The following is a 23,188-nucleotide window of genomic DNA, read 5'->3' as shown; positions in this document are numbered from 1 at the left end:
GCCCAGCCGGAACCCTCCGACGACCCATCATGACCCGAGTCTGAATCCCGAAACCCCACCTGGCCAGCCCACCAAGATCTTCAGGACATTCCTAGCACCAGTTTCGTTGGCACACCATGGATGCGACCGCGGCGCGGACCGTGCTGCCCTCGGCCTTGTCGGCCTCCGCTTGCACCCTCAGCAGCGCGACGCCTCCTGTCTCAACCACGTTTCACGACGCGCTCTCCAACCGGCGGGCTGGAGCTCGTGGGCCGATCGGCCTTGACGGCCTCGCCGACCCTGGCCGCCGTCTCACGCAGCCAGATGTGCGCCGCGTCGTGTGTGTGCGCCGGGTGCCACCACAGGGCTTCCTGGAGTGGCACGGCGTCGTATGGCGGTTCCATGACGCGGACCGGGACGAGCCCGCCCAGCCGCTCGGCGAGACGTCCCTGGATGAGGGCCACCCGGCGGGTGCCTGCGACCAGCAGGGGCATCAACTGGAAGCTGTCCACGGAGATCTCCACGCGCGGCTCGATGCCGAGCAAGCCGATCTGGCGAGCGGCGGGCGCGTCGTAGGTGCGCTGGTACGTCACCCACGGTAGCCGGGCCAGGTCGTCGAGGGTGAGCTGCTCGCCGACCTCGGGGTTGTCGTCGGCGACGATGTAGACCCAGCTGTCCCGGTAGAGATCGACCGTGGGGAAGCCGCGAATGATGCCGTGTGGCATCAGCAGCCCGTCGACGGCACTCAGCAGCGCCGTGGTGTCCTCGATGGCTTCCGTCGGCGCCTGTTTGAACCGGAGCCGGATGCCTGGCGCCTCGGCATGGATGGTGCGGGCGAGTTCGGCGCCGAAGACGGCCACCGCGTAGTCGGAGGCGATCAGGGTGAACTCGTGTTCCTCGCGGGCGGGGTCGAAGTTGGCCTGGCTGGTGAAGACGCGCTCCAGCAGGTCGCAGGCGGTGGCGGTGCGGTCGAGGAGAGCCAGGCCGAGGGCGGTCAGTTCGTAGTGTCCGCCGGCCCGGGAGAGCAGGTCGTCGTCGAAATGGCGTCGCAGCCGGGCCAGGGCAGCGCTCGTGGCGGGCTGGCTGAGCCCGATGCGTCGCCCCGCCTTGGTGACGCTGCGCTCCTCCAGCAGGGCGCGCAGGGCGACGACGAGGTTGAGGTCCAGGCTTGCCAGATTCACGAAGCATCCCAGTGCGGAGTCGGAGCGTACGAGTATTTGTGCGCTGGATTTAGTCCATCCAAGGAATCTATTTGCCAGATCACACCTTACGGGCCAGATTAGTGACATCTCAATCGGGAGGACATCTCCGTGACATCCACAGCCGCGTCAGTTCCCTTCTCCGGCCCGTTCGCCATCGGCACCCTTTCGGCTCCGGGCGGGGCCAGGTTCCCTGGCCTGGTGGCGCCGGACGGCCGAGTGCTCGACCTGTGCACGGCACTGGGCGAACCCACGCTGACCACGCTGGTGCTCGTGGAGCGCTGGGACGAGCAGCTGCCACTCCTGCGCACCCTCGTGGAGGACCCGGCGGGAGACTGGCAGCCGCTGGCGGAGCTGGCGGTGCACGCGCCCCTCGAGCCCCGGCAAATCTTCCAGTCGGGCGCCAACTACCGGCAGCACGTGATCGACCTGGGGGTCGCGCACCGCGCCCCGGACGACCCGCGCACCGTCGAGGAGGCCCGCGCCGAGATCGCGGCGATCATGGACAAGCGAGCCGCCGAGGACCTCCCGTACGTCTTCATCGGCCTGCCGACCGCGATCAGCGGTCCCTACGACGACGTGGTGCTCCCCGCGTGGGCCGAGAAGCCCGACTGGGAGCTGGAACTGGCCGCGGTGATCTCCCGCCCCGCCTACCGGGTCACCGTGGAGCAAGCCCTGGACCACGTCGCGGGGTACACCATCGCCAATGACCTCACCGACCGGGCGACCGTCTTCCGCCGGGACATGCCCCCCATCGGCACCGACTGGCTGCGCTGCAAGAACGCCCCCGGTTTCACTCCGCTGGGCCCCTGGATCGTCCCGGCAGGCTCCATCGCCGACCCGTCCGACCTGCAGGTCACCCTCAAGCTCAACGGGAAGACCATGCAGGACGAGTCCACCAAGGACATGATCTTCGACGTGGCGCGGATCGTCTCGTACATCTCCCAGACCGCCCGGCTGCTCCCCGGCGACCTGGTTCTGACCGGCAGCCCGGCGGGGAACGGCATCCACTGGGGCCGACTGCTGCGCGACGGGGACGTGATGGACGGCTCTATCACCGGGCTCGGCGCCCAGCGCACCCGCTGTGTCGCGCAGGAAGCGGCAGCCGTCGGCGCGCCGGTCGACCCCATCGCCGTCAAGTAGCGCCCTGAAACGGCGGGGCGGCCCCGATAGCCGCGCCCCGGCCTCGCCCTTGCCGCCCACGCCGTGCGGCCCCTCACAGGAGACCCCATGACAGATCCCCGTCCTCGCAACGTCCTCGTCATCGGCGGTGGCGCGTCCGGCAACGCCGTGACCGTGCTGCTGCGGCGGGCGGGCACCACCGTGGACCTGATCGAGGCCCAACCCGACTGGAACGTCCTCGGCTCCGGCATCACCCTCCAGGGCAACGCGCTGCGCGTCCTGCGCGAACTGGGTGTGTGGGACAAGGTCCAGGAGACCGGCTACGCCTTCGACTCCGTGGGCCTGGCCGCGCCCGACGGGACGGTGTTCCACGTCCAACAGGGCATCCGCACGGGTGGCGAGGATCTGCCCGCGACCGCCGGCATGCAGCGGGCACAGCTTCAGGAGATCCTGTGCGAGGCCGTCCGCTCCAGCGGCGCGAGCGTGCGCCTCGGGACCACCGCGAACGAGCTGACCCAGGACAGGACCGGTGTCACCGTCCGCTTCAGCGACGGCACCGAGGGGCGCTACGACCTCGTCATCGCCGCCGACGGCGTCAACTCCACCACCCGCGCCATGATCGGCATCAGCGACAAGCCCGAGCCGACCGGCATGGCCATCTGGCGCGTCGCCACGCACCGCCCCGAGGGCGTGGAGCGCTCCGACCTGAGCTACGGCGGCCCCTGCTACATCGCCGGCTACTGCCCCACCAGCCAGAACACCATGTACGCCTACCTCGTGGAGGCCAACCGCGACCGCACCGCCATCGACCCTGCCTCCTACGCGGAGGAGATGCGCCGGCTGGCCGCGGGCTACGGCGGCGTGTGGCCGGAGATCGCCGCGAGCATCACCGACCCGGCCAAGGTCAACTACACGTGGTTCACCCGGCTGCTCGTCGAGGGCTCCTGGCACCGCGGCCGGGTCGTCCTGATCGGCGACGCCGCCCACGCCTGTCCCCCCACCCTCGCCCAGGGCGCGGCCATGTCGCTGGAAGACGCCTCCGTGCTGGCCGAGATGCTGAGCGAGGAGCAGGACTGGAGTTCTCTGGACGCCCTGCTGACCGGCTTCTACGAACGCCGGATCGACCGTGTCCGCACGGTGGTCGAGGCCTCGGTGCAACTCGGTCAGTGGCAGCTGGACGGCGTCCAGAACGCCGACATGCCCGGTCTGATGTACCGCACGATGTCCGTCATCAAGGAAACCCCGTGAACTCCGTGAGTCCGCTGAGCAGCGCACCCACGATCGACGTGCACGCGCACGTCCTGCTCCCGCGGATCGAGGACGCCGTCGCAGGACACCCCGCCCTGGCCGCCGCCCGCGCTCTCGAGGCCCGCCGCAACGGCCCCGAGGCCCTTGCCGTCAGCGGCCCGATGTTCCGCGACCGCGTCCCGAAACTGACCGACGTCAAGGCCCGGCTCGCCGCGATGGACGCCTCCGGGATCGACGTCCAACTGGTCTCGCCCTCCCCCTCGCACTACCACTACTGGGCCGAGGAGGCCCTGGCCCGCACGGTCTGGGAACAGGCCAACGCCGGCACCGCCGAGCACGTCGCCCAAGCCCCGGAACGACTGCACGGCCTCGGCCTCGTCCCACTCCAGCACCCGGCCCTCGCCGTCGAAGCGCTCGACCACGCCCTCGGCTTGGGCCTGCGCGGTGTCGAAATCTCCAGCCACGCGCCAGGGCGCGAGCTGTCGGACCCCGCATACGAACCGTTCTGGAAGCGTGCCGAGGAAACCGGGGCGATCCTCTTCCTGCACCCCTTCGGCTGCACACTCGACGAACGCCTCGACCGCTGGTACCTGTCCAACACCGTCGGCCAGCCCGCCGAGAACGCCGTCGCGCTCTCCCACCTCATCTTCTCCGGCGTCCTGGACAACCATCCCGGCTTGCGCGTCGTCGCCGCCCACGGCGGCGGCTACCTGCCCACCCACATCGGCCGCTCCGACCACGCCTGGCGTGCCCGCGCCGACGCCCGCGGCTGCGCGCACCCGCCCAGCAGCTACCTCAAGCGGCTGTACTTCGACTCCCTTGTCCACGACCCGCACGTCCTGCGCGAACTGATCCGGGTGGCCGGCCCCGACCGGGTGCTGCTCGGCTCCGACTTCCCCTTCGACATGGGCACCGACGACCCGCTCGGCGCGCTGCGCGCCGTTGAGGACCTATCCGATCCCCACTTCCACGCCGTGCGCGGCGGCAACGCGGCAGCGCTGCTGTGCCTCACCTGAGGAGTCCGACATGACCAACCGTCTACTTACCCATTTGCGGCACGTCGACCTCGCCGTGCCGGACTACGACAAGCAACTCGACTTCTACGCCGGCGTCTGGGGCCTGACCAAGGTCGCCGAAGACTCCGGCATCTCCTTCCTGGCCGCCGAGGGCTCCCCCGAGCAGTACATCGTCCGGCTCCGCAAGGCCGGGGAGAAGCGCCTCGACCTCATCTCCTACGGTGCCGCGAGCCCCGCTGACGTGGACACGCTCGCCGAGCAACTGCTCTCGGGTGGCGTGCAGTTGATCTCCCAGCCCGGCAAGCTCGACACCCCCGGCGGCGGCTACGGCTTCCGCTTCTTCGACATCGACGGCCGCACCATCGAGGTCTCCGCCGACGTCGAGGCACGCAAGCACCGCCGTGTCGAGGAGAAGGAGGCCATCCCCGTCCGTCTCTCGCACGTCGTCCTGAACTCCACCGACATCAACGCCACCCGCGCCTGGTACGAGCAGCACCTCGACTTCCGGCTGTCCGACACGATGAGCATCCCGCACATGGGCGAGCTCATGCACTTCATGCGGATCAGCAACCAGCACCACTCCATGGCCATTGCCCGCGGCCCGCACACCTCTCTGCAACACCTCTCCTTCGAGATGCGCGGCATCGACGAGTACATGCGCGGCTCCGGCCGCGTTATGCGCTCCGGCGCCACCAAGGTCTGGGGCCCCGGACGGCACATGGCGGGCGACAACACCTTCACGTACTTCCTCGACCCGCACGGCAACACCGTGGAGTACACCACCGAGCTCGAAGAACTGGACGAGGACACCTGGCACCCGCACATCTACGACCTGACGAAGCCCGAGAACGCCGACCAGTGGGGCACGGCCAACCCAATGAACGAGATGATCGCCAAGGAGATGCACAACGACGTCGACCGCGGCGTCTTCGTCGCTCCGCCGGTCTGACCCTCTTGGCCCAGGGGGCTCGGCGCACTCCCCGCTCTGCCATGCCCCCGCGCCCCCCGGCCTGTACCAACTCACCCAGATCCTGAGGATTGCCATGCGTTTCGCCAGGTACGAACAGCACGGTCGCCGCCGCGTGAAGGACGACGGACAGCCCGGGTCATGACCGACACCCCGGACACGAACTCCGCTCCTCCTCCCACAGCGGACGCGGCGGAACTCCAGGAGTTGCTTCCCGGGATCCACGCCTGGGTGCAGCCGGACGGGACCTGGTGGGTCAACAACGCCGGCGCGGTGGCCGGCGACGACGGGGTCCTGGTGATCGACACCTGTGCCACTGCGGCTCGCACCCGCCGGTTTCTCGACGCCGTGGACACGGCCACCGGCGGGGCGCCCGTCCGGCTGGCGGTGAACACCCATCAGCACGGTGACCACACCTACGGCAACAGCCTCCTCCCCTCCACGACAGTGATCGTCGGGCACAGCCGGATGCGGGAAGGGCTTCAGGCCGACCCGATCATCGACGGCTGCCCACCGCTGTGGAACCCGGTCCCGGACTGGGGGCCGGTGGCCCGCAGGCTTCCCGACATCTCGGCCGGCTCCGCACTCACCCTGCACGTCGCAGGTCGGCGGATCGAGCTGCTGCACCCCGGCCGCCCGGCGCACACCACCGGAGATCTGATCGCCTGGCTGCCCGAAGAACGCGTGCTGTTCTCCGGCGATCTGGTGTTCGCCGGACTCACCCCGCTGGTCTTCATGGGCTCGGTGGACGGGGCCCTCGCCGCGGTCGACTGGCTGGAGTTCCTGCAACCCGACGTCGTCGTCCCCGGCCACGGCCCGGTCCTCACCGGCACCGGCATCACCCGGGTCCTGGACGAGCACCGCCGCTATTACCGGCTCATCCTCGACACCGCCCAGGATGGGCTCTCCCGGGGTCTGACGCCCCTGCAGGCCGCCCGCCAGGTCGACCTGGGCGAGTTCACGGGCTGGGCCGACGCCGAACGGATCGTGCTCAACCTGCACCGCGTCTACGCCGACCACGCCGGCCGGGACCTCGACGTGATCGCCGCCTTCGGGAACGCGATCGCCTGGCTCGGCCGCCCGATGCACACCTCCGTCTGAAGGGAAGCGCGACTGTGCGGTTCGTGACCTACGCCGACGACGACGGTGATCGGGTCAGCGTCCTCCACCACAACGAGGTCCATCCCCTAGCTTGATCTTTAACCTGTGCGTCGAGGACGTGGGTTCGCCGATTTCTTCGTCGTCGGTCTCCGGGCCGGGGTCTTCCTGGTGGTCAGGCCGGTAGCGGTGTAGACGTCGTGGTGTGGAGCAGGTTGGCTGTTGCGGCGCCCTGATGGCCGTCCCGGTCCTGGCCGGAAAGGTTTCGGTGCCTGGGCCGGACTGAGCGTCTTGGCGCGCAGGTGCCGAAACCCTCGACGAACGCGAGCGGGCGACAGACGCTGCGGGGATGCAGGCTCCTCCCAAGGACGGCGTAGATCGGCGGCCAAGGGACGGGCCAGCCGGAGTTGGGTGTAGACGGCCAGGATCAGCCAGGTCCAGCGATCAGCCGCCCGCGGATCGCGGATCTTGGGGCAGGTCCAGCCGAGGGTCTGTTTGAGCAGGCGGAAGGTGTGCTCGATGTCGAAGCGGCGCAGGAACGCCTGCCACATCCGGTCCACCTCGACGGCGATGGCGTCCACCTGGGACCACCACAGCCACACCGGCTTCGGAATCGCCCCGCTGGGCAGATGGTCCACCTCCAGACGGATCACGGTGCCCTCGATCATCGGCAGCTCAGCCGAATCGAGCCAGGCCGCACGGCGGGTCAACCGCGGGTGCAGCCGATCCCAAGCCCAGGCGGTGGCGCGCCCATACAAGCGGGTCTCAGCCTCGGTGGCCACGTCAGGCTCGCCCCAACTGCCCCGGTCACCGAAGACGAACTCGCCCCCATGGCGCGGCGGCCGACCGTTGGTCCCCGGCACCCGCGCCGGGGCCGCCCGGCGCAGCACCCGATCCGAACGCATCCTGGCCGGGATCTGGATGGGCAGATCACGCAACAACCATGCCAAGCGCGGCCCGTCATAACCCGCATCGGCCACGATCAGGATGTCGGGGTCACCGCACTGCCAATGCCCGGCCGCCATGAGCCGCTCGACCACCTCGCGCAGCTGGGCGGCGGTCACCGCGGCCAGATCATCCCCCGGCGCCAGCCGAAGCGCATCCAGCGGCGCCGTCCACGAGCTGCGGCCCGTCTCCAACGCCACCACGAACGAGTACGGCCAGCCCGGGATCATGATGTGCTGGTCCTTGCCCCGCCCATAGGTGTGGCACAAGATCCGCTCCGGCGAGGTGTGCGCGTCCGGCCGCAACCAGCACGTCACATCCACCGCCAGCACCAACCGCCCGTCTGCCGCTCTGGGCAGGGACACTGTGCTCAACGCCCGACGCAGCCGCCCCACATCCAGCCGGCCCCGATCCAACGCCGCATACAGCGACCCATGACCTCGACGGTGCTCACCGACCAGGGACAACTCCACCAGCGAACGCACTGGTCCATCACTGCATAACACCGCCTCGGCCAGCTCGAACGTCGCATCGGCCCGCGCGGTCAGACAGTCGTAGAACTCAGCCCGGAACCGCGTCAGCTCCCCCCATGCATCAACCGGACATAGATCAGGCACACTAGTCATCACGACAGCCCTTGGTTATGGATCTTCTTCCCTCGACAAGAAGAATGATCACCCAAGGGCTGTCTTGTTGAGAAATCTGGCGCGGCCTCACCAGCCACCAAGGTTAAAGATCAAGCTAACGGCACCCAAGCTGCTGTGGGTGATCACCCCCGCCGACCGGAACCCGGGCCAGCCCTGGCGGCCGGGCACGCCGCCGCCCGCACCGCTTCGTGACGACCGGCCGACGGCGGACATCCGGATTGGGTATGCCCGCTGCTCCGCGCTCACCCAGGAATTGCAGTCGCAACTGGACGCGCTGGTCGCGCACGGGATTCCGCGCGAGAAGATCTTCGCCGAGAAGATTTCGACCCGGATGAAGGTGCGCCCCCAGTTCGAGGCGGCGCTCGCACTGGCCCGCCAGATCAAGGCGCACGCCCCGCACTGCCGGGTCATCCTGACGGTGTATGAGACGAAGCGGCTGGGCCGCGACGCCGCCGAACTCACCGCGCTGGCCGACCACCTGACCGCACACGGCCTGGTCCTGGAGATGCTCGCCGGACCGCTCGCCGGGATCTACGATCCGTCCGGGCCGGGCCGGATGCTGTTCGCCTTCTTCGCCGCGATGGCCGAGACCGAACGCGAGGCCATCCGCGAGTCCACCCTGGAGGGCCTGGACGCCGCCGCCCGCAAGGGCAAGCACGGCGGCCGGCCACCAGCGATCACCGACGACATGCTGCACACCGCGCTGCGCCGCAAGGCCGCCGGGGAACGCGTCGAAGACATCCGCAAAGACCTCGTGATCCCCACCGGGAAACGCAGAGGCGAGAACCCGTCCCTGGCCAGCATCTACCGGACCCTCGCCGAGCATGAGAAGACACAGGCCTACCCCGAAGCCATCGAGGCGGCCCACGCCGACTTCGCCCTCCTGCACGCCGAGGACATCCCCCGACCCCGCCCGGCCCGCATCCGACGCCCCGGGCCAGGCGCTGACGGCGCAGCAGGCCGAACTTCGCCATCGCCTGCAGAGCCAACCTCACCCGGACGCGGAGCTCCGATAGCGCCCACGATCAACCCCGGCGCTGTCAGCTGATCAAAGCCCGCACAAGTCGCTCGCGATGCTGGTCGTTCAGCGCGCCAACACGCTGTTTCTCCGCCACCCCGCAGATGGCCATCAACGCCGCGACCCGGGCCGGCCCACACCCGGCAACGGCCCGCAGGACCGCAACCACCCGTGTCCTGCCGACCAGATCCCGCCCGCCGAGCTCGAACACCTCCGCCACACTCACCGCGCCGGAGGCCGCCTCCGCCAGCAGCGCCCGACGCGCCGTACGCGCCTCGGCCGCCTTCGCCAACGCCTTCGCACGCTGCTCCGCCATCATCGCCGGCAGGCCCATCAGGCACCTCTCCTGAAAAGATCGTCTGGTCAGCGACTTCCCGCCAGAGATCACGACAGGGCTGCCGCCGATCATCATCCCGCACCGCGTCAACAGATTTGACACTAAACCCGGTTCACCGTTCCACTGCTACCGGCAGGCCACGTTCGCGGGGGTATCACTGTAGTGACAACCTCACGTTCGCACGCGTGGCCGTCAGGGCGCCCCTCCGCTCCAGGTGATGCCGAGCCAGGTCGGCATCACCTGGTCCAGTGCAGAGCCGGTGACGCGGCAGGTTCGTCTCGCTGGCGCCGCGTCGCGGGTGCGACCCTGGGTCAGGGGTTGCCGCCGGATCGGCGTTGTGCGCGCAGCCGGGCGCCGAGGTCGCTGACCTGGCCGAGGTGCCGGAGCTTGTCGGGGTTGACGATGGAGTGGATGGACTGGATCCGACCATCGTCGGCGATGCCGAGTCCCATGACCCCGACGAGCCGGTCCTGCGTGTCGTACGCCATGGCGCCGGGCTGGTCGTTGACCTCGGTGAGACGGATGCGGACGCCGAGGCGTGCGAATGCGGCGCGGACGGCCAGCACGGTGCCTGCCACGCGCTCCCGGCCGTTGACCGGTTGGCCCAGGGCCGGCACGTTGCCGCCGCCGTCGATGTGCAGCGCCACGTCCTGGGCCAGCAGCTCTTCGAGCGCGCTCAGGTCGCCTTGTTCGGAGGCGGCGAAGAAGCGCTGGGCCAGTTCTTCGCGTTGTCGCCGTGTGGCGTGGTAGCGGGGCCGGTGCTTTTGGACGTGGTTGCGGGCTCGGGCCACCAGGTGCCGTGTGCTGTCCACGTCGGTGCCGATGATCTCGGCGACCTCCGTGTACGGGTAGTCGAAGACCTCGCGCAGGAGGAAGGCGGCCCGCTGGTGCGGCGACAGGTTCTCCAGCAGTACCAGGAACGCCAGCGACAGCGAGTCGGCCCTCTCGGCGTGTTCGGCCGGCGTCGGGCCGGTGACCAGCGGTTCCGGCAGCCACTCACCGACGTAACTCTCCCGCCGCACCCGTGCCGAGCGGAGCTGGTCGATGGCCAGCCGGGTGGCCAATGTGGCGATGTACGCCCGCGGCGAGGCGATCGGCTCGTCCCGCTGCAGGGTCTGGTGCATCCGCAGGAACGCCTCCTGCACCACGTCCTCGGCTTCGCTGACGCTGCCGAGCATCTGGTAGGCCATGGCGAACGCCCGCGGGCGCAGCTCGCCGTACAGGTCCGAGACGGACATGTCGGCTATTCCAATCCCTTGGCGAAGCCCGTGCGCCAGCTCGGATACTGGAGCGTCCAGCCCAGTTCGCGCTTGGTCTTCTCGCTGGAGATCCCGCGGGCGCGCGTCATCATATCCACCGCGGCCTTACCGGCCAACGCGCGCACGAGCCAGGCCGGTACGCGGCGCGGCGGCTTGGCGCCGAGTGCGCGGGCCAGGTCCGGCAGCCAGTCGCGCACGGGGGCCGGCTCGTCGTCGGCGACGTGGTAGATCCCGGCCCGGCCGCGTTCGACGGCCGCGACCGTGGCCGACGCGGCGTCGGTGATGTGCACCAGCGACAACACCCCGCCACCGCTGCCCACGATCGGGGACTTCCGCTTGCGGAGCTCTTCCGCCATCACGGCGTCCGGCGCGGCGCTGATGCTGGTCCCCGGGCCGTAGAAACCGCCATAGCGAAGCGCGATGCCCTCAGCCCAGGTGATGCCGGTCACCGAGTCCTCCAGGTAGCGCAGTGCGGCCACCGCCTCCGCCGCGTCGGCAGGGGGGTTCGGCTCGATCCGGCCGTTCTCGTCGGCAACCGGCCCGCCGGTGCGTTCCATCCACTGAGCGTTGCTCTGCGCCACGAACCTGCGGACACCGACGGCGCGCGCAGCGGCCAGTAGGTGGTCGGTGCCCTCGGTGCGCAGCCGGTTGGTCGCGGCCCCCATCAGCTTGTACTGCCGGAAGTTTATCGGTCCGCTCAGCGCGGTGAGCTGGTGCACGATCACCTCCGGCTCCGCCTTGGCCACCGCGTCGGCCACCGACTCGGGGTCGAGCGCGTCGACGACAACCGGCTCGGCACCGAGTGCGCGCAGCGCACCGGTCTTGGTGGCCGAGCGGGTCGTGCCGACGACCTCATGGCCGCGCGCCACGAGTTGGACAACAATCTGGCTGCCGATGGCACCGGACGCTCCGGCAAGGAAGATCTTCATGATGTCTCCGTTCGTCGTGCTCACATACAAAGACGAGACACCCCGACCCTCCATGATCGGCTGTGATCCATTTCACAGAGCGGAGTGTTCGTAGCCCCCGTGGCGGCGGGCGTGCTTGATGCAGCCCCAGGAGGTGGGCCGTCACATCGACCGAGCGGCCGCATGGCCACCCGCCTCAGGCGTTGCTGGGTGCGAGTAGTCGGCGTACCGGAAATCCGAGCGAGATTGATCTTGCTCGGCGGGCGCTGGATCCTACGTCGCGCGGCGGGATCTCGCTCCGCAACGTGCCGGGCGACCGCGTCGACGCCGGGCGGGCGTACCGCTCCAGGGAACGGACGGAGGCGTGGCGGGAGCGGGCCAGCAGCATCGGGGTGGAGCGCCGCCCTCGGCGTCGTGGGTCAGGACGCTGTGGCGGAGCCGGTGCAGGGTCCGCCGTCCAGGTCCTCGACGTCCTCGGGTGAGGCGGAGCGGGTTGGCCGGCAGCGGGGTGTTCTCCTCGAAGATCTCCTCGGCCCGGCGGTAGAAGAGCCGAGCCCGGCCGGTCTCCGGGTACACGTCGAGCGTCGGTGTGCTGGCCGGGGCCTTGCGGTCGGTGAGGAACAGCGGGCCGCGGGCGCGGCGGGCGATGAGGCGGGGCAGCAGTTGGGCGGTGCCGGGCGGTCAGTGAATCCACTCCGTCGTCCCGCCCTTCGCGGTGATCCTGCCGCGCTTGTCCTGCGGGTACAGGTCTTTCACGTTCAGGGCCGTCACTCTCGTCGTCCACGATTACAAGCGCCTCGGCCGCGGCATCGTCCTGGCGACGCTCGCCGAGGAGCTGACGGCGTCTGACATCGGGCTGGAGTTCCTCACCGGGAACTCAAGGGGCTCCCACGACCCTCCGGCGTCGTGTTCACCGTGCTCGCCGTGCTGTCCGGCATGGAACGCGAGTACATCCGCGACCGCATCCTCGAAGGCCACGAGTCCGCCCGCAAACGCGGCAAGGCCATGGAGCAGGTGAGGCGCTGGTGGAGGGGTGACCAGTCGGCGTTTGCCCAGATCCCGGTTCCTCTTGCCTCCAGTGCGGATGAACTGGAGGCCGTCGACTCACGTCGCGCCCTCTTAGTCCTGCAGAATGGGGGACAGTTACTCCTGCAGGATGGATAGGGCACGGGACGGGCACAGGGTGACGGCGTGGCGCACCTGTGCCGCGGTCTGGTCGTCGGGGTGGTCGGTCAGCAGGGCCACGATGCCGTCGTCGTCTTGGTCGAAGACGGCCGGCTCGGTCAGGACGCATTGGCCGGAGCCGACGCAGAGGCCGGTGTCGGCTTTGATCCGCATCTTGTCCTGCTCACCAGGTGACCGGGAGTTCGTGAACGCCGTAGATGACGGCGTCGGTCTTGAACGGCAGGTCCTCGGCCGGTGCGGCGAGCCGCAGGGTGGGGATGCGGCGGAACAGCGTGTCGAAGACGATCTGCAGCTCCATCCGGGCCAGGTTCTGGCCGAGGCACTGGTGCGGGCCGAATCCGAAGGCGAGGTGGTGGCGGGCCCCGCGCTCGACATCCAGTTCGGCCGGGTCCTTGAACGCCGCCGGGTCCCAGTTGGCCGAAAGGATCGAGACGATGACGCCCTCGCCGGCCTTGATGCTCACCCCGCCGATCTGCACGTCTTCGGTGGCCACCCGGGAGGTGACCCCGTCGGCGATGGTGAAGTAGCGCAGCAGTTCCTCCACGGCCATGGGCGTCTTGCCCGGGTCGGCGGTGATCAGGGCCAGTTGCTCCGGATGGGTGAGCAGTCCGACCACGCCGAGCGAGATCATGTTCGCCGTGGTCTCGTGTCCGGCGGTCAGCAGCAGGAAGGCCAGGCTCACCAGAGCCGCGTGGTCGAGGGTGCCCTCCTGGCGTTGCCGGGCGATCTGCCGGCCGAACAGATCGTCGCCGGGTTCGGACTCCTTGCGCGTGACCAGGTCGTCGATGTAGGCGCGCAGTTCGGCGAAGGCCCGCTGGCGGTCTTCCGGCGAGGAGGCCCGGCTCACCAACATGGTGGTGCGGCTTTGGAAGAAGTTGTGGTCGGTGTAGGGGACGCCGAGCAGTTCGCAGATCACCAGGGAGGGCACCGGCAGGGACAGCGCCTGCACCAGGTCGGCTGGCTGCTGGTCGGTGGCGAGCATGTCGTCGATGAAGTGGTCGACGATGTCCTGGATCCGCGGGCGCAGCGCGGCCAGCCGTTTCACGGTGAACTCGCCGATCACCGGACGGCGGGCCGCTGCGTGATCGGCGCCGTCCATGCCGATCATCAGCTGTGGTTGGCTGCGCAGCTGCTGGAGGGTCGCCGCATCGAGGTTGAAGAGCGGGAAGCCGTCCTTGCGCCGGTCGGAGGAGAAGCGGCCGTCGGCGAGGACGGCACGGGCCTCCTCATGCCCGGACACCCACCAAGCCACAGTGCCGCTGATCAGGCGGACCTTGCTGATCGGCGCCTGCTCGCGCAGGCGCTCGTACGCGGCGGGCGGGGTGAACGGGCAGCCACGCTCGACCGGTAGTGCCAGGTCGGCCAGTTCGCCGGCGACGTTCTTCGTCATGAATAACCTCCTGGTAATGGATCTGGCTGAATGTGTTCTGCTTGCTGGTGACCTCGGCGGCGTGATCGCACCGCCACCGGTGGGCTCCCGACCTGCCGGACCGTTCTGCGCAGGACGAGAGGCTCGTGTGTCACAGTCAGGTCCAGGTCGCTGCGAGCTTGCGGTCCGGCTTGTCACCGTGTTGATCGCAGGGTGAGCGGGGTCTCGGAGTCGATGCGGGTCAGCTTCTGCGGGTTGCGGACGTAGTAGAGGCCGGTGATGCGGCGTCCTCTACACGCACTGCTATGACGCCGTCGATCTCGCCGTTCACGCGTAGGACGAGTGCCGGGTTGCCGTTGACCAACGTGTGCTCGCTGGTGAGCACGACGTCGGCCTTGCCGAGGCCGCCGACGATGAAGCGGGCCACCTTGTCGGCGCCGGTGATCGGTCGCGGCGAGGCCTGCTTGACGCCGCCGCCGTCGCTGATCAGGACGATCTGCGGGGCGAGCACGTCGAGGAGGCCCTGCAGGTCCCTGGTTTCAAACGCGCGCTGGAACGACTCCAACACCGCCCGGGCCTGGTTCGGGGCGACCTCCCCACGAGGGCGGCGGGCATCGACGTGCTCTCGGGCGCGGTGCGCGATCTGGCGGACGGCGGCGGGGCTCTTGCCGACGGCGGCCGCGATCTCGTCGTAACTGATACCGAAGGCCTCGCGCAGCACGAAGACGGCGCGTTCGGTCGGCGACAGCGTCTCCAGGACGATCATCAGCGCCATCGACACGCTCTCGGCCAGCTCATGTCCTCGGCCACGTCCGGCGCGGTGAGCAGCGGCTCCGGCAGCCAGGAGCCGACGTAGTCCTCCTTACGGCGATTCATGGTGCGCAGCCGGTCGAGCGAGCGCCGGGTCGCGATCCGGACCAGGTAGGCCCGCTGGTCACGTACCTGCTCCATGTCGACCTTCATCCACCGCAGCCAGGTTTCATGCAGGACGTCTTCGGCGTCAGCCGCCGATCCGAGCATCTCGTAGGTGACGGTGAAGAGCAGGTTGCGGTGGGCGACGAACGCCTCGGTGGCCGAGCCCATTCCGCAGCCCATCCGGCCGCCGCCGGCGAGCGATTCGGCTGTGCCCGTCGTTGGCTCGCTGCGCTCGTTCATAGCGGCTCCTGCCTGTTCGCTCTCAACGGTGCTCTATACACAAGGCGCCGGCTCGCACCGCTGTGTGACACCCGTGATCGGTGGCAAACGTCACATGACCGCACTGTCACAGAAGCCGGGTCGCCGGCGCCTCCTGGTCGTCAGGACGTCGCGCGAACGATCCGCGCGGCACACAACTCCACGAGTGATCGCCTTGGCCCCGTCGCGTGGTGACCAGCGCGCGACCGCCACCGAAGACGGAACGGAACGACATCATGAGCAAGGTCTGGTTCGTCACCGGTTCGTCCCGCGGCCTCGGCCGCAGTTTCGTCGAGGCCGCCCTGTCGCGCGGCGACAAGGTGGCCGCGACCGCCCGGAACACCGAAAGCCTTGACGAGCTGGTCGCCGCCCATGGCGACGCGGTGCTTCCGCTGGAGCTGGACGTGACCGACAAGGCCGCCGTCTTCGAGGGCGTCAAGCGGGCCAAGGAGCACTTCGGCCGGCTCGACGTCATCGTGAACAACGCCGGCTACGCCCAGATGGGCGCGATCGAGGAACTGACCGAGCAGCACCTGCGCCACCAGCTGGAGACCAACCTGTTCGGCGCGGTGTGGGTCATCCAGGCCGCGCTGCCCTACCTCCGCGAGCAGGGCGCGGGGCACATCATCCAGCTGTCCTCGGCCGCAGGTCTCCTGGCCATGCCGCTCGGCGGCGCCTACCACATCTCCAAGTGGGCCCTGGAAGCCCTGAACGAATCCCTCGCCCACGAGGTCGCCGGCTTCGGCATCAAGGTGACCGTGGTCGAGCCCGGCGGCTTCGCCATCAGGTCCGGCAAGAACCCCGACCCTCTCAACAACGGCTACATGGCCGAGCCCAACCCGATCTACGACGGCCTCCGCCAGCGCCTCGCGGGGTTCGCGGGAAAGCAGCCCGCCGGCGACCCGGCCGCCGCGGCCCAGGCACTCCTCAAGATCGTCGACTCCGACACCCCACCCCTGCGCGTACTCTTCGGCCAGGGCTTCTACCCGATGCTCCAGCAGGTCTACGCCGACCGGCTCAAGACCTGGGCCGACTGGCAGGACCTGTCAGCGGAAGCTCACGGCAACCTCGATCAAGAAGCTCGGTAATCCTCCGCCAGGGCCGCCCGCTTCGACATCACCAGGGTTTCCCCTGTCCACATGGACGTCGAGGCTAGGGTGTGTCTCAATGATCACAGCCAGAGGATCAAGCAGGCGACGGTGACACCGCGGTGTAGGACGTGGCTGTGACGGCGTCCCTGAACGACGGCGTCACCAATCACGGGCGCGGGAGGAGCTTGAGGGTGGTGAGCTCGACATGGGCGGCGGCGATGTTCACCTCCAGGCGCTCCAGCGGGCGGGTACGGGGAATCGGGACGATCCAGGGGTACTGGGCCAGCGGCCAGGCCAGGGCTGGCGATGGCGCGTCCGACCGGTGGTCGTCAGCGCCGGTAGGCGGCTTGCCAGTCGGAGTCGGTGGCGGCCTGGTGGCGTGCTGCGGCCAGCACCGCGTGGCGGGGTGCACGTCGAGGTTGCAGTCGTTCTTGGCGGTGGTGCAGCGTTGCCGGAGCGGGCAGTCGCAGCGGTGCTTGAACTGAGCCACCTGGCGGTCGTCGGCCCAGACCCCAGCCCCGGTAGCCAGCCCACGACGCGCTGATCGTCACAGCTCCGGGTCGTCGTCGGCGGTGGGGTCGCGCAGGTCCCGCAACCGGCCGGGCAGTTCCGGCCGGTTGAACGGGTACGTCCCATGGAAGTTGATGTGTTCCCACTGCAGCGGTGACAAGTGGGCCCTGATCTCCGGGTCGATCTTCATGCCGCTGGCGGCGAGTTTCTTCACCGCGGCGTCGATGTACAGGCTGTTCCAGAAAATGATCGCGTTCAAAGCGAGGCCGAGCGTGCCGAGCTGGTCTTCCATACCGCGTTCATAACCCCTGCGCAGCTGGCCGTGGTGGGCGAAGAACACCGCCCGCGCCAGGCCGTTGCGGCCCTCCCCGACGTTCAGCTGGGCGCCCATCATCCTGCGGTAGTCCTCCAGGTGGGCGACGTGCAGCAGGTGCATCGACTTGAAGATGCGGCCGTAGTGGGCGAAGGCGTGGCCGAGGCCGGTGGTGCGGCCGTCGGCCGTCATCATCTTGATCAGGTCGTAGGCGCGGACCTTGTTGGTGACCAGCGATCCGGCGACCTGGAGCATCTGTGGCCAGTGCTGCTTGATCAAGGCGATGTTGACGCGGCGCAGGTTCAGCTCGGTCAGTCTTCCGTACCCGGCGGCCGCCGGGGTGGTGCGCTTGTCGACCAGGTCGACGTCGGCGGGGTCGATCCACCACTGCTGAGCGTCGCTGATGTCGGCAATCCGGGGCGCGAACTGGTAGCCGCAGATTGCGAACAATTCGAACACGATGTCGGAATACGACGCTGTATTCGTCGTCAGGACCTCCGGCTGCTCCTTGGCGTCCAGCCGGTGCAGGGCGTCCAGGATGAACAGCGAGTCCCGCATCGTGCCCGGCACCAGCAACCCGTCCAGGCCCATCACCCGATCAGAGACGATCGCCAGCCATGTCGCTCCCTTGGAGCGTTTGGACTGGCCGAAGTAGTGCGGGTTCGGTCGCCCGTACAGGGGGCGGACCGGGACCACGAACCGTAGCCCGTCGGCCGAGGCGACCAGCCCGCCGCCCCAGTCCTCGCGGGCGATGTCGATGCCGGCCTGCTTCTCGATCATCTTCCCCGACGCCAAGCCCATCCCGTGGCGGTGGAAGTAGCCCTTCTCCGCGCTGATCAGCCGGTGGATGCCCAGCACGGGATCGCCGGGCTTGGCCGCCGGCCCCAAGCCGAGGTTGCAGGCGAGGTGTGTCAGAGAAGATGGGCTCTTGAGCACCTTCTGGGGAGCAGTCACCTGGAGTGACGTTGAGGGCAGCTGAGGGCCTGAGGTGGAGCCCGGCTGGGTGGAGATTCTGTAACTCACCGCACATGGCAACGGCCGGTCTGTGACGATCTTGACCACCAAGATCCGATCACCAAGAACGGCCGTGGGGGTCATTGTGCTGTCTCCGGTCACCGACGACCAGGCTCATCTGCTGCGTTTGTTGTTCCCGCACCTGGACGGGGTTGGATTTCGAACGGATCGAGGATGCGAGCGGCAGTGTACGGATCATGGCATGTACCGGAACCGAGTTGGCTGTCTGCCCGCGGTGCGCCACACCGACTACGCGGGTGCATGACCGGTACCAGCGCCGTCTGCAGGATGTGTCATGCGGCGGGCGGCCGATCCAGGTCGCGTTAGAGGTCCGCCGGTTCCTCTGCGGCAGCGGTTCCTGCCCGGTCGCGACGTTCGCCGAACAGGTCGACGGCCGGACCGCCAAGCACCAGCGCCGCACAGTGGGGCTTCGAGCTCTGCTGGAGCGGGTTGCACTCGCGCTGGCCGGTAGCGCGGGCTCCGTCTGGCGGGCGCGATGGGCCAGGTCGTTCGCGCTTCACGCTGATCCGGATGATCCGAGCGCTGCCGGATCCTGAGGTCGGGCCGGTCACCGTCCTCGGGGTTGACGATTTTGCCAAGCGCAAAGGAACCTCGTACGCGACCGTCCTGTTGGACATGGACACCCACCAGGTGATCGACGTGCTCGATGGCCGGGAGGCAGACACCTTCGCAGACTGGCTGCGTGCGCACCCGGGGATCGAGGTGATCTGCAGGGACAGGGGAGGTTCCTATGCGCTGGGGGCCCGACAGGGCGCGCCCGATGCTCAGCAGGTGGCCGACAAGTTCCACCTGCTACAGGACCTGGGCAAGGCGGTGGAGAGGACCGTCATCGCCCACCATGCCGCCCTGCACGACCCCGACCCCGGACCGGAGTACAGGGAGCCCGCACCGACAGCGGCACCACACCCCACCAAGCCTGGTGCAGACCTCGCGCCGCCGCCCGCCGATCCGGACGGCTACCGTGACGGTGCAGGTCAGTCGCGGCGGCTGGTCGCCCGGCACACGGAGCGGTACGACGCGGTACATGCCCTGCTGGCCAGGGGGTTGTCGCTCTCGGCGATCGGCCGCGAGCTGGGGTTGAACCGGCAGACCGTGGCTCGGTTCGCCCGCGCCGGGAGTCTGGAGCAGGTGCTGTTCAAAGCCACTCACCGCGCCAGCATCCTGGACGACTTCAAGCCCTACCTCAATCAGCGGTGGAACCAAGGAGTCACCAACGCCGCTGTCCTCCATGCCGAGATCAAGAGCCGAGGCTGGCAGGGCAGCGCCGAAGCCGTCCGCGCCTACCTGCGGCAATATCGGCCCGACCCCACCGACGACCAGTCGCGGCCCAGGCAGGCCCCCACCACGCCCGCTCCGCCCAAGCCTCGCCGGGTCGTCCGCTGGATCATGACCCATCCCGACCACCTGAGGGAAACCGAGGCCGAGCACCTCGCCAAGATTCTGGGCCGCAGTCCCGAACTGGCCGCCACCACCGGCCACGTCCGAGCCTTCGCCACCATGCTCACCGAACGCACCGGCCGGCAGCACCTGGACGGCTGGCTCACCGCCGTCCGTGCCGACCCGCTCCCACGCCCTCCACTCCCTGGCCAACGGCATCGAACGCGACCACGCCGCCGTCCTGGCCGGGCTCACCCTCCCCTATTCATCAGGCGCTGTCGAGGGCACCATATGCAAGATCAAATTCTGGAAACGGCTCATGTTCGGCCGGGCCAACCTCGACCTACTCCGGAAGATGGCGCTCCACAACTGAGTCACCGACCGTGACCACTCCCCAGAGAGTGCTCAAGAGCCCATGAACTCTGACGCGGAAGGCAGGAGCGCGCCACGCCACCATCAGGCGGCCAGGCTGATGTCCAGGTCCGCGCGCCGCGATGTCGAACCAGAGACGTGCTCGAAGGCGTCGAACATGTCGGTGTGGCCGTGGACCTCCAGCAGCAGCTCGGGATAGTCGATGCGCGGCAGCATGTTCATCACCGCGTCATGGGCCGCCTGGTAGGCCTCCGGCAGCTGGGCCGCCTCCAGCCGGGCCAGGTTCAGCCGGCCGTCCTTGACCGTGATGGCGGGATTGGCGTCCAGGCTGCCGGCCAGCTCGCGATATATCCCGCCCAGATCGCCCCACAGTTTCCGCAGATGCTCGGCCGGGTCGGCGGGAAGGCCGAGCGCGGTCAGGATGCTCGGCGCGTGCACGCTCCACAGGGCGTCCGGGATCAGTTTGGTCCGCGGGTCGCCGGATTTGTCCGCGCCGACGGCGTACACATCTTTGCTGCGCAGAGCCGACCACAGCGGCTCCAGGATGCAGAAGGTGTAGGCGTGCCGGTCGATCAGCCGGTCGCCGAGCTCGGGGTTGTCATACACCAGCCGCCGCCACGACCCCGCCACCAGATCCTTGTGCGTCTCGAGGTGCTGCACCCCGGCGTGCTTGCCGTAGGCGAGCACGCGAGGCAGACCCCGCAACGCCGCGATCACACCGGCACCGGCGTCGGTGGCGTCCCAGGTGATCGTGTCGGCCAGCAGCTCGACGAACCCGCGCACCGAGGCGAACCGGTTCGTCAGCTCCGCCCGCCACGCCAGATCCTCATCCTCACCGGCCGGAGGCACCAACTCCTTGATCACCGCGAGCGCCTCCAACTGTTCGATCGGCACCGCCGACGCGATCCGTGCGATCATCTCGGACGCGGTCGTCTCCCGCATCACCGGCCTTGACTCGGCGCTCTCCTCAGCCTGGTCATCGGGCTGTGGGGACTGTTCCCGCTGGGTCATCGGGGTGTCCAGCGCTGCCCGCAGCGCCGACTCGGCCTGCAGCGCGGCCTTGCGCAACTTGGGCAGCGACTTCAGCTTCGCGTTCTTCTCATCCCGGCTCGCCCGCGCCAGCAGCTTCGTCGACATCAGCAGATCGAACAGCAGCAGCGCGTCGTCGACCGACACGCCCTCCAGATGCCGCATCGTCGCCAGCAACGTCGCCACCCGCCGGCTCCCCTTCAACTGCCCGATCTTCGGTGCCTTCGCCGACATCCCGTAGGCGGCCAGCTCCGTCAGCTTCACCGGAGCGACCCCGCCCACGTCGACCGCGCCCGCACCGAACGCCCACACCGCCACCGACCGGTTCAACGCCTCCTTCATCCCCGCCCCGGACAACAGCGCCACCGCCGTGCGTATCCACTCCAACGGCGACACCTTCTTGCCCGCCGGCACGACCAGGGTCTCCAGCAGTTCCCGCCGCATCTCCACCGGCGTCTGCTCCACCAGATGCTCGTTGACCGCAGCCAGCTGCTCCGCCCGCACGTTCGCGACCAGCGGCGCCAACGTAGTGATCCCCGGCAGCAACACCCGGTTCTCGATCAGCCACACCACCGCCCGGTCGAACAGCTCCCGCCGCGAATCCCGCGTCTGCGCCGCCCGCGACGCCACGAACACCCGCAGCTCCGCGTCCGCGAACTCCCGCAACTCCAACAGCTCGCGGATCTCCCGCGCGTGCTCATGCTGGGTCGGCAGCCGCTCCGCGTAGTGCTTGATACACGAAGGGTCCGCCACCCCGAGCTGTTCGGCGGCGTAGTCGACCGCCACATGCGGTACATCGCCAGGGTCGGCCAGGAACGTGCCGAGCATCCGCGCCGTCCCTCACTGCAGACCCCAGCCGAGCCGGTTGTGCGGGCCGCGCTTCTTCGCCACCTCCGCCAACGCGTCCGCGTCCAGGTAGAAGAACCGCTCCAGATCCTCCGGCGACGGATCCGTCAAGAACCGCCGATAGCGGGCCCTCTGCTCCTCGGACAAGTACTGAAACGACATAGACCGTGACGGTATGAGATCGATGACCGTCTACCAGCCGGTACACCCAAACCGAGATCAACCCGTCCGCGACGCCTCCCCTTGCAAGTCCCTGACCTGCGTCGGAGGCTTATCGTTCAATTCCGGCCGGATAGTCCCAAGACCCCTTGCCGGGACCGGATGGTCTTTTCGGGGAAGAAGGGCCAATCCGGTTCAAGTGGTGATGAGTCGTGACAATCGGGACCGGCGGTCTTGGCGCCGACGAGAAGAACCACCCGGATCCGCCGGGACCGGGTGGCTTGACCGCATGCGCCGAGGTGATCGCGGTGCTGGCGAACATGCTGGAATCCGCCCTGGCCAGCGGCCTGCAGACGGTGCCGGCGCGTCGGATGCGCGAGACGGCGCCCGGCGGTGACGCCGAAACGAGCGGACAAGGCGACGGAGCGAGCACCGATGATCCGGGGAGAGCCGAAGGTGACGCGTTCGCACCTGGAACGCGTCGCGATCATGTATGTCCGCCAGTCGACGCTGGTCCAGATCCGCGATCACACCGAGTCGACCTGGCGCCAGTACGATCTGGCCGATCTGGCGGCTCGGATGGGCTGGGACGAGTGCGACATCGAGGTCATCGACTGCGATCTGGGGCTGTCGGGACGCAGCGCCACCCGCCGGGACGGGTTCAAGCAGTTGGTCGCTCGCGTCTGCCTGGGCGAGGTCGGGGCGGTGTTCGGGCTGGAGGTCTCCCGGCTGGCCCGCTCGAACGCGGACGTGGCCCGCCTGCTGGAGCTGGCCCGGTTCACCGACACCCTGGTGATCGACTCCGACGGGGTCTATGACCTGTCCGACATCAACGACCGGTTGCTGCTGGGCTTGAAAGGCCAGATGGGCGAGGCTGAGCTGCACTGGCTGACCAGCCGGATGAACGAGGCCAACCGGCAGCGGCAGCCGCCCGCGGGCGGCGGGCGCGGCCCGGAGGGGTGGAGGTAGAGGAACGAAGAGCGGCG

Annotated in this window: 22 protein-coding genes and 1 pseudogene; 11 read left to right on the top strand and 12 right to left on the bottom strand. The window is 68.9% G+C overall.

Annotation, left to right across the window (positions count from 1 at the left end):
- Positions 1 to 200: 200 nt before the first annotated feature.
- Entirely contained in the window at positions 201 to 1,160 is a 960-nt protein-coding gene (locus tag AB0I79_RS61415; protein ID WP_357895371.1) for a LysR family transcriptional regulator, read from the bottom strand.
- A 129-nt stretch (positions 1,161 to 1,289) separates the two neighbouring features.
- Between AB0I79_RS61415 and AB0I79_RS61410 the strand changes: the two genes are divergently transcribed.
- The 5 genes from AB0I79_RS61410 to AB0I79_RS61390 all read left to right on the top strand — a co-directional run bounded on the left by AB0I79_RS61410 (position 1,290) and on the right by AB0I79_RS61390 (position 6,632).
- Positions 1,290 to 2,321, top strand: a complete 1,032-nt coding sequence (locus tag AB0I79_RS61410; protein WP_357895368.1) for a fumarylacetoacetate hydrolase family protein — start codon at positions 1,290 to 1,292, stop codon at positions 2,319 to 2,321.
- 87 nt (positions 2,322 to 2,408) lie between these two features.
- Positions 2,409 to 3,548, top strand: coding sequence for an FAD-dependent oxidoreductase (locus AB0I79_RS61405; RefSeq protein WP_357895365.1), 1,140 nt, complete (start codon positions 2,409 to 2,411; stop codon positions 3,546 to 3,548).
- The gene (locus AB0I79_RS61400) at positions 3,545 to 4,564 is read left to right on the top strand and encodes an amidohydrolase family protein (RefSeq protein WP_357895362.1); all 1,020 of its coding nucleotides are present in this window, start codon (positions 3,545 to 3,547) and stop codon (positions 4,562 to 4,564) included. The genes AB0I79_RS61405 and AB0I79_RS61400 overlap by 4 nt, the downstream gene beginning before the upstream one ends.
- Positions 4,565 to 4,574: 10 nt before the next feature.
- Positions 4,575 to 5,513: a VOC family protein gene (locus AB0I79_RS61395; protein ID WP_357895358.1), complete on the top strand. Its 939-nt coding sequence runs from the start codon at positions 4,575 to 4,577 to the stop codon at positions 5,511 to 5,513.
- A 159-nt stretch (positions 5,514 to 5,672) separates the two neighbouring features.
- Complete coding sequence (locus AB0I79_RS61390) at positions 5,673 to 6,632, top strand: MBL fold metallo-hydrolase (RefSeq protein ID WP_357895355.1); 960 nt, start codon at positions 5,673 to 5,675, stop codon at positions 6,630 to 6,632.
- A 98-nt stretch (positions 6,633 to 6,730) separates the two neighbouring features.
- Here AB0I79_RS61390 and AB0I79_RS61385 read toward each other — a convergent pair whose 3' ends face one another.
- Positions 6,731 to 8,200: an NF041680 family putative transposase gene (locus AB0I79_RS61385; protein WP_357895352.1), complete on the bottom strand. Its 1,470-nt coding sequence runs from the start codon at positions 8,198 to 8,200 to the stop codon at positions 6,731 to 6,733.
- Positions 8,201 to 8,339: 139 nt separating this feature from the next.
- On the opposite strand from AB0I79_RS61385, the gene AB0I79_RS61380 reads away from it, so the two are divergent.
- Positions 8,340 to 9,269 carry a recombinase family protein gene (locus AB0I79_RS61380; RefSeq protein ID WP_357895350.1) on the top strand — a complete coding sequence of 310 codons (930 nt, stop codon included), beginning with the start codon at positions 8,340 to 8,342 and terminating at the stop codon, positions 9,267 to 9,269.
- Here the strand turns inward: AB0I79_RS61380 and mihF are convergent.
- The 3 genes from mihF to AB0I79_RS61365 all read right to left on the bottom strand — a co-directional run bounded on the left by mihF (position 9,262) and on the right by AB0I79_RS61365 (position 11,764).
- On the bottom strand, positions 9,262 to 9,651 hold the full coding sequence (gene mihF / locus AB0I79_RS61375) for an integration host factor, actinobacterial type (RefSeq protein ID WP_357895347.1): 390 nt from the start codon (positions 9,649 to 9,651) through the stop codon (positions 9,262 to 9,264). The two genes, AB0I79_RS61380 and mihF, sit on opposite strands and share 8 nt — an antisense overlap.
- A gap of 236 nt (positions 9,652 to 9,887) precedes the next feature.
- Entirely contained in the window at positions 9,888 to 10,814 is a 927-nt protein-coding gene (gene sigJ / locus AB0I79_RS61370; protein WP_357895343.1) for an RNA polymerase sigma factor SigJ, read from the bottom strand.
- 5 nt (positions 10,815 to 10,819) lie between these two features.
- Positions 10,820 to 11,764, bottom strand: a complete 945-nt coding sequence (locus AB0I79_RS61365; RefSeq protein ID WP_357895340.1) for an NAD(P)-dependent oxidoreductase — start codon at positions 11,762 to 11,764, stop codon at positions 10,820 to 10,822.
- Between the two features lie 885 nt (positions 11,765 to 12,649).
- Between AB0I79_RS61365 and AB0I79_RS61360 the strand changes: the two genes are divergently transcribed.
- On the top strand, positions 12,650 to 12,907 hold the full coding sequence (locus AB0I79_RS61360; RefSeq protein ID WP_357895337.1) for a hypothetical protein: 258 nt from the start codon (positions 12,650 to 12,652) through the stop codon (positions 12,905 to 12,907).
- On the opposite strand, the gene AB0I79_RS61355 is transcribed toward AB0I79_RS61360, so the two are convergent.
- From AB0I79_RS61355 to AB0I79_RS61340, 4 genes are all read right to left on the bottom strand, one after another.
- Positions 12,887 to 13,081: a (4Fe-4S)-binding protein gene (locus tag AB0I79_RS61355; RefSeq protein ID WP_357895334.1), complete on the bottom strand. Its 195-nt coding sequence runs from the start codon at positions 13,079 to 13,081 to the stop codon at positions 12,887 to 12,889. The two genes, AB0I79_RS61360 and AB0I79_RS61355, sit on opposite strands and share 21 nt — an antisense overlap.
- 10 nt (positions 13,082 to 13,091) lie before the next feature.
- Positions 13,092 to 14,318, bottom strand: a complete 1,227-nt coding sequence (locus AB0I79_RS61350) for a cytochrome P450 (RefSeq protein ID WP_357895332.1) — start codon at positions 14,316 to 14,318, stop codon at positions 13,092 to 13,094.
- 220 nt (positions 14,319 to 14,538) lie between these two features.
- Complete coding sequence (locus tag AB0I79_RS61345; RefSeq protein WP_357895329.1) at positions 14,539 to 15,072, bottom strand: sigma factor-like helix-turn-helix DNA-binding protein; 534 nt, start codon at positions 15,070 to 15,072, stop codon at positions 14,539 to 14,541.
- Complete coding sequence (locus AB0I79_RS61340; RefSeq protein ID WP_357895326.1) at positions 15,063 to 15,452, bottom strand: sigma factor; 390 nt, start codon at positions 15,450 to 15,452, stop codon at positions 15,063 to 15,065. The genes AB0I79_RS61345 and AB0I79_RS61340 overlap by 10 nt, the downstream gene beginning before the upstream one ends.
- A gap of 254 nt (positions 15,453 to 15,706) precedes the next feature.
- Here AB0I79_RS61340 and AB0I79_RS61335 point away from each other — a divergent pair, with 254 nt between their 5' ends.
- A complete protein-coding gene (locus AB0I79_RS61335) occupies positions 15,707 to 16,558 on the top strand; it encodes an SDR family NAD(P)-dependent oxidoreductase (protein ID WP_357895323.1) in 852 nt (283 codons plus the stop codon).
- Between the two features lie 169 nt (positions 16,559 to 16,727).
- Here AB0I79_RS61335 and AB0I79_RS61330 read toward each other — a convergent pair whose 3' ends face one another.
- Both AB0I79_RS61330 and AB0I79_RS61325 read right to left on the bottom strand, forming a co-directional pair.
- Positions 16,728 to 17,051, bottom strand: a complete 324-nt coding sequence (locus tag AB0I79_RS61330) for a hypothetical protein (protein ID WP_357895320.1) — start codon at positions 17,049 to 17,051, stop codon at positions 16,728 to 16,730.
- A gap of 57 nt (positions 17,052 to 17,108) precedes the next feature.
- Positions 17,109 to 18,338 carry a Tn3 family transposase gene (locus AB0I79_RS61325; protein ID WP_357895317.1) on the bottom strand — a complete coding sequence of 410 codons (1,230 nt, stop codon included), beginning with the start codon at positions 18,336 to 18,338 and terminating at the stop codon, positions 17,109 to 17,111.
- Positions 18,339 to 18,595: 257 nt separating this feature from the next.
- Between AB0I79_RS61325 and AB0I79_RS61320 the strand changes: the two genes are divergently transcribed.
- A complete protein-coding gene (locus AB0I79_RS61320; RefSeq protein WP_357895374.1) occupies positions 18,596 to 18,955 on the top strand; it encodes a transposase family protein in 360 nt (119 codons plus the stop codon).
- A complete protein-coding gene (locus AB0I79_RS61315) occupies positions 18,930 to 20,183 on the top strand; it encodes a transposase (RefSeq protein WP_357895314.1) in 1,254 nt (417 codons plus the stop codon). Before AB0I79_RS61320 ends, AB0I79_RS61315 begins: the two co-directional genes overlap by 26 nt.
- 69 nt (positions 20,184 to 20,252) lie before the next feature.
- On the opposite strand, the pseudogene AB0I79_RS61310 reads toward AB0I79_RS61315, so the two are convergent.
- Positions 20,253 to 22,205 (bottom strand): annotated as a pseudogene (locus tag AB0I79_RS61310) (DUF4158 domain-containing protein).
- Between the two features lie 453 nt (positions 22,206 to 22,658).
- Between AB0I79_RS61310 and AB0I79_RS61305 the strand changes: the two are divergent.
- Positions 22,659 to 23,171, top strand: a complete 513-nt coding sequence (locus tag AB0I79_RS61305; protein ID WP_357895311.1) for a recombinase family protein — start codon at positions 22,659 to 22,661, stop codon at positions 23,169 to 23,171.
- Positions 23,172 to 23,188 lie beyond the last annotated feature (17 nt).

The sequence above is a fragment of the Nonomuraea sp. NPDC050202 genome, from assembly GCF_040656115.1.
Classification (GTDB): Bacteria; Actinomycetota; Actinomycetes; order Streptosporangiales; family Streptosporangiaceae; genus Nonomuraea.
Note: the sequence above shows the minus strand (reverse complement) of the source record. Positions and strands in the feature narration are given on the sequence as shown.